At 69.8% G+C, this 6,116-nt stretch carries 2 protein-coding genes and 1 pseudogene; 1 reads left to right on the top strand and 2 read right to left on the bottom strand.

Features of this window, described 5'->3' with window-relative positions; translation table 11 throughout:
- Both ACFWX1_RS47750 and ACFWX1_RS47745 read right to left on the bottom strand, forming a co-directional pair.
- Positions 1-2,497, bottom strand: a pseudogene (locus ACFWX1_RS47750) (hypothetical protein); the annotation flags it as partial.
- Between the two features lie 51 nt (positions 2,498-2,548).
- Positions 2,549-3,559, bottom strand: a complete 1,011-nt coding sequence (locus tag ACFWX1_RS47745) for a hypothetical protein (protein ID WP_378396580.1) — start codon at positions 3,557-3,559, stop codon at positions 2,549-2,551.
- Positions 3,560-3,873: 314 nt separating this feature from the next.
- Here ACFWX1_RS47745 and ACFWX1_RS47740 point away from each other — a divergent pair, with 314 nt between their 5' ends.
- On the top strand, positions 3,874-5,925 hold the full coding sequence (locus tag ACFWX1_RS47740) for an RICIN domain-containing protein (protein ID WP_378396579.1): 2,052 nt from the start codon (positions 3,874-3,876) through the stop codon (positions 5,923-5,925).
- The last annotated feature ends 191 nt before the right edge of the window (positions 5,926-6,116 follow it).

Here is a 6,116-nt window from a genome sequence, read left to right as displayed (position 1 = left end):
GGGGGGGCGCGGGGGCGCGCGCGCGCGCGCGCGCGCGGGCGGGGGCGCCGGCGCGGGTGGGGGGGCCGGCGGGGCCGGCGCTGGGGCCGGGGGGGGGGGGGGCGGCGGCCGCGGTGTAGGCAGGGGCCACCTCGGCAGTGGCTCGTTTGGCCGCGTCCGCGGCACGACTCGCCGCAGCGGAGGCTTCGGCCGCCCGGTCCTGCGCGGCCTTGGCCTGATCGGCACCGATGATCTTCGCCTGTTCGGCGACCTGCTTCGTGAGTTCCGCGGCGAGGTCGTTGCCGGTTGCCGAAGCCTCCGCGGCGATTCCGGCGGGGTCGGCGATCCCGGCCGCCGATGCTCCGGCCGCCTGTGCCGCCCGCACCGCGATTCCCGCCTGGACGGCCGCGGCGACCGCCTCGGCCAGCGCTGCATCGGCCTCGGCTTTGGTGCGGTCGGCGGCGCCCAGGGCCTGAGCGGCCTCGCTCGCGGCCTGTGCGGCCAACCGGTGGGCAGCACCGGCGCGTTCGGCGGCGAGGGCCTCTTCGGCGGTCGCGGTCGCGGCGGCGGCGTTGGCCGTGACCGCGAACGCGTGCGTCGCCGCGGCCTCGGTCTCGGCCTTGTTCGCGGCGGCGTTCGCCCGCGCCGCGGCGGCGGACGCTTCGATGGCCGCCGACCGCGCCCGTACCGCGGCACCTGTCGCGGCGTCGGCCGCGGACCGGGCCTGCCCGGCTGCCGCTGTCGCGGTAGTGGCTTCGGAACGCGCCGCGGTGGCCGCGGCGCGGGCGTTGTTTGCCGCCTCACCGGACGCAGCATTCGCGGCGATCGCCTCCAGGGCTTGGGCACGAGCAAGCTTGGCGTTCTGCGCCCGTTCCGCCTCGATCGCTCGCCCGCTCGCCTCGACGGCGTTCTTCTCCTCCCGCGCCGCGGTCTGTTCGGCCGCGATGGCGGCTTGGCCCAGCCGGGTGGCGTTGCCCCGGGCGCCGGCCGCGATGGCGGCCTGCGCCTGTGCCCGGGCGCGGGCTGCGGCGGCGTTGCGGGCTTCCTGTTCCGCGCGAGCCCGGGCGGCGGCGGCGTTGCGTTGTTCCTTCTCGGCGACGAGGCGGGCGTCGCGGGTGCGTTTCGCGGCGGCCCACGCCTGTTGTTCGGCGCGTTCGGCGTCGGTCCTGGCCTGCTTGGTGCGGGTTGCCGCGTCGGCGGCGGCTTTGGCTTGCTGGCGGGCCGCTTCGGCGATCGCAGCCGCGGATTTGGCGTGGTCTTCGGCGGCTTGGCGCCACTGCGCGGCGTTATCGGCGTGGACCTGGGCGTTCGCGTCCGCGTCGAGGGCCTTGCTGGCCGCTTCGGTGGCCTCCGCGGCGTGGAACGCGGTCTCGGCCGCCTTCACCGCAGACTGGGCCGCGGCGGCCATGGACTGGGTGACCTTGCCCCATTCGATGCCATGAGTCAGACCGGTCTCGGCCAGCTGACGGGTCGCGGTCTCCGACATCGCCGCCGCAGTGGTGACTTCCCGCGCCGCGGCGAGAGTGTTGTCCCATTCCCGTTTGGCGTCTCTGGTCTGCTGGGCCAGCTCCGGTGCCCTGCCACGCTGCCCGGAGGCGCGGCCGGGCTTGTCGACCTCGAAGATCTGCCCGGCCTTCTTCGCGGCCTGATTCGCGGCACGCATGGCGTAGGAGGCGTCGGTGAGGAACCGCACCCCCTGCACACTCGCCTTGAGGATCTCGGTACGCGCGTTCGCGGCCCGCGTGGACCGCTCGGCCAGATCCTTGAGTTCGGCCAGCGCCTTGTTCCGCGCGGCCATCGCCGCTTCGATCGCCGCGCGGGCGTCGGCGTCCCGCTGGTTGGCGACGGCGTAGCCGTGGTTGTAGAACTCGGCGATGACCACCGGGTCGTGGGTGTCCAGCGCGGCCTGACCAGCGGCCTTCACCTCCGGACCGCCGGCGGCGACCATCGACACCACACGCGCTTCGATCACCGCGGCGCGCTTCACCGCGTCGTCGGCGATCTGCTTGTCCTCGTCATCGGCCAGGCGCTTGCCGAACGCGACGAAGTCGGCGATCCGCGCGTCGTCACCACCGGCCAGCAGTTCGACAGCACGAGCCCGCGCCGTCGGGCCCGCGGTGCGTGCCCATTCGGCCACCTGGGCGCGGTTCTCGGCGGCGACGCGCTTCTTCCGCTCGGCAGCGGCCTTCTTCGCCAGCGCGTCACCGACGTCGAGGTATTCCTTGATCTTCACCGGATCGTTGGTCGCCAACGCGGCCTTCGCCGCCTCGCGAACCTCGACCTCACTCGTGAAATCGACGATGTCCTGGACCAGTTGGCGGTTGAACGCGGCTTCCTCATCACTGATCGGCGACGCCGGAGCCTGCGCCGGCCCGGTCGCCGGTGGTGGCTGCGGTGCCTCGACCGCGTGCGCGGGAGCCGCCAGTCCCAGGAAGACAGCGAACGCGAGCAGGACGATCATCGTGTGGGAGATCACGCGGCCGTGTCTCAGGGCGGCGCGGAAAGCGTACGTGGGCATGGGGAAACGCACTCCAACGTGGTCAGGCAGATGTCTCTTGTGGACGAAAGGTCAGTGGGAAGCCGCGACGCGGGACTCACCGGCGCGGGCGGTGTCGACGAGCGTCCGCCACTGTGCTGCCTGCGCTTGCGCCCATGACTGTTCCTCGGCCCACGTGGCGCGGCTGTCGTCGGCGTGCCGGGCGATGGTCGTCCAGTCCTGCGCGGTGCTCGCGGTCTTCGCGAACTCGGCCACCGCGCTCCATGACTTCGCCTGTTCGGCCGCTCGCTGCCGCTCGGCCTCCCAGCCCTGCTCAGCCGTTGCGGCGTGATCGGCAACCGTGCGCCAGGCTTGGGTGGCGGCCGCTCGCGCCTTGTCGACCACAGCCGCCTCGGCCCGCGCCAACGCCGCCTCGGCCTCCTCGGCGAAACTGACGAGTTGGCTCAGCCGTGCCTGCCAGAGCAGTTCCGCATCGGCCATCCGAACCCGGTAGGCCTGCACATCGCAGCGCGCCGCGCTGGCCCATTCGTAGCCGAAGAACTCCACCAGACCCGCATCGCCGGTACTCACCGCCCGTGCCGCGGCGGCCCGCACCCAGGGGCCCGGGGCGTTCGCCGCGAGCCCGGCAACATAGTCACGATCGGCCTGCGCCTGGCGGGCGACCTCACGATCTTTCCGGCCATCGGACTTCTCGTCCTGCGCCCTGGCCTCATCCCAGCCTGTACGCACGAACTCGTCCTGCTCGTCCAGGGTCCCATGCGAAGCCCGGGTGGCCGCAGCGTGCACGGCGGGCGAGGTGAGCGCGGAGGTGGTCGACAACACCCGGCGGATGATCTCCTCGTTGCGGGCAGCGTTTCGCGCCGCACGCGCCTTCGCTGTCTCATAGCCCCCGCCTGGTGCGAGGAATCGCGTGATCGCGGCGTCGACGTCCTTGCTCAGCAACGTGTTCCACGCGGCGAGCCGCACTTCGGATCGGGCGTCCTTCTCGGTGAGCCGCCGAACCATGGCCTGCCTCCAGTCGACCTGACCGGCAGCCGTACCCGCCGACGCAGAAGCCGCGACGGCGATCGGTGCGACAGTCACCAACTCGACACTCGCAGCGGCGAGTAACGCGACAGCGATCAACGATCGCTTTTTCATAACAATTCCCCTCAACTGGTAGACCGAGAGAGCGACACTCCGAATGGTCCAGCCCCTGCGTCGCCTAAATACTGAGCTGCGCGACGACACTTCGCATCAAACAACACCGAAAGGTCGTCACGCAAGCACGCACCACTTTCGTCGGTGACCCGCACCACAAAACACAGGATCGGTCATTGCGGACGTAACGCCGGGCGGCGCGCAATCGATGCGCAGGCGGGTGGGATGGTTTCACCACGTTTCGAGGGGATGCATGCATGCGTATTAGAAGCGCGCGGGAAATAGCCATTTTAGGTGTCGGTCGTCACGTCGCCACGGGTTCGCTGGCGCTGGCGATATTCGCCACGGCACTCGGCGCTCCGACCGCTGTGGCCGCGCCCGCACCGACCCCGGCGGCAGCCTCGGCGCAGACGCTGCTCGAGGAGTCGACGACCGACGAGAAGTTCAAGGCCGCCGCGGTCCTGGGCATCAGCGCCCGGGAGGACATGCTGGTCCTCAACGACAAGAACTTCGTCCTCGCCTTGTGGCGCAAGGCCAAGGAAGGCAGCGAGGTCAAGAACGCGGCGCTGCTGGCTTTCACCAGCTCCGACGAGTACGCGTGCACCCGGTTCATCAAGACCGGTATCTACACCGCGAAGCAGATCGACGACAACAAGGAGATCGCCGACTACCTCGCCAAGGAGAAAGCCCGCGCCGCCAAGCGCAACGCCGTCGCCCAGGTTCCCGGCATGGAAGCCACCGACGAGGTCATCAACCTGTCCGACAAGGAATTCGTCTTCCGAGTCTGGCAGAAAGCCAAAGACGGATCCGCGGTGAAGAACGCCGCCGCCGACGCACTGCGCCCGGAGAGCACACCCGAGGATCAACAGAAGTTCATCAACAAAGGAATTTACGACGCGCGCGAGATCGACCGGCAGAAAGAGATCGCGGACGCGAAAGAAGCCGAGCGAAAAGCCAAAGAACTGAAAGAGGCCCAGGAGGCCAAGGCACTCGCCGTGTCCGCGGCGCTGGGGATCGTGGCCGACGAGGCCATGAAGAACCTGCCCGACCGCGACTTCGTGGACATGATCTGGACCAAGACCACCGGCGCCGAGGTCAAGATCGCCGCACGCGCAGCGCTGGACGCCGGCACCCCGGCCGCCTTGAAGGAGTTCATCGCAACCGGCGTGCACGCAGCCCACCAGCGCGACATCGAAGCCCGCGATGCCAAGGACGCCGAGCTGAAGACACGTCAAGTCAAGGAGATCCTCGACGCCGCCGAACGCGACGGATTCCAGCCCCACCTGGTCGCCGCAGCCAGGACGGCGCTGAAGACCCCGACACTGGCCGTGCTCACTGCGTTCCTGAACAAGGGGCAGCACGACGCCGCCAAGCTCGACCTCGCCAAACCCGCCGAAGGCCTGGTCATCGAGCTCAAGGGACTGCAGTCCGGCCGGTGCCTGCAGGTCGCGGGACTGTGGGGCCAAGGCGCGGAGAACAACGGCGCCGGCACCGAACTCTGGGACTGCGTCAACGGCAACAAACAGCGCTGGGTCCTGCGAGCCAAGGGCAACGACCGCTACGCGCTCCAGAACGTCAACTCGCTCAAATGCCTCGGCGTCGCCGGCGGGGGCGTGAACAACAACGACGCCCTCGTCCAGAACGACTGCGCTGGCACGGCTCCCGAGCAGCTGTGGGAGTTCGTCCCGGTCGGCGATGACGGCATGATGGAGCTGCGCAACGTCAAGAGCGGCAAGGCCGCCACCGCCGCGAACGGCGGCACCGACAACGCCACCCTGGTCGTCCAGTACACCAACACCCACGCCAGCAACCAGGCCTGGCGCCTGATCGACGTCAACCACACCGGCCAGACCATCGCCATGCAGCCCGGCGTCATCGAACTCAAGGGCGTCCAGTCCCAGCGATGCCTGCAGGTCGCCGGCGGCACCGAAGACGCGCTCACCGACGGCCGCGGCACCGAACTATGGGACTGCGTCAGCGGCGGTAAACAGCGCTGGGAACTCCTCGACCTCGGCAGCCACAAGTACGCGCTGCGCAACGTCAACTCCCGCAAGTGCCTCGACGTCACCGGCCTCCAGGCCCGCAACGGCGTCGCGCTGACGCAGTACGCCTGCCATCTCGACGTCAACCAGCAATGGACGTTCGTCACCGGCAAGAACGGCGCTGTGAAACTTCAGAGCGTCTTCAGCGGCGGCGTCGCCTCCGTCCTCGACTCCGGAACCCACAACGGCGCACTGATCCAGCAGTTCGCCGACAGCAACGGCGACGAGCAGCAATGGCTCGTCACCACCCTGCCCACGCAAGCCTGACACCTCGATACTCATCCGACGGTGGGCGTGCCCGGCCCCGGGCACGCCCACCATCCGTCTCCGCCCTGCCACAGGGCCGCGGGGCTGTGTGTGTGTCGGGGAGTGTTCCAAGATCGGTGTTTCCGGCCCGACACGCCGGGCTGAGGTCCGGCGGGATGGGCACTGTGAGTGATGACATCGGACCTTGTGAG

It is taken from the genome of Amycolatopsis sp. NPDC059021, assembly GCF_042739895.1.
Lineage (GTDB): Bacteria > Actinomycetota > Actinomycetes > Mycobacteriales > Pseudonocardiaceae > Amycolatopsis.
Note: the sequence above shows the minus strand (reverse complement) of the source record. Positions and strands in the feature narration are given on the sequence as shown.

Bases quoted from the DNA above. Each gene is read 5' to 3' on its own strand.
- ACFWX1_RS47740 (WP_378396579.1), top strand. From the start codon at position 3,874: ATGCGTATTAGAAGCGCGCGGGAAATAGCCATTTTAGGTGTCGGTCGT.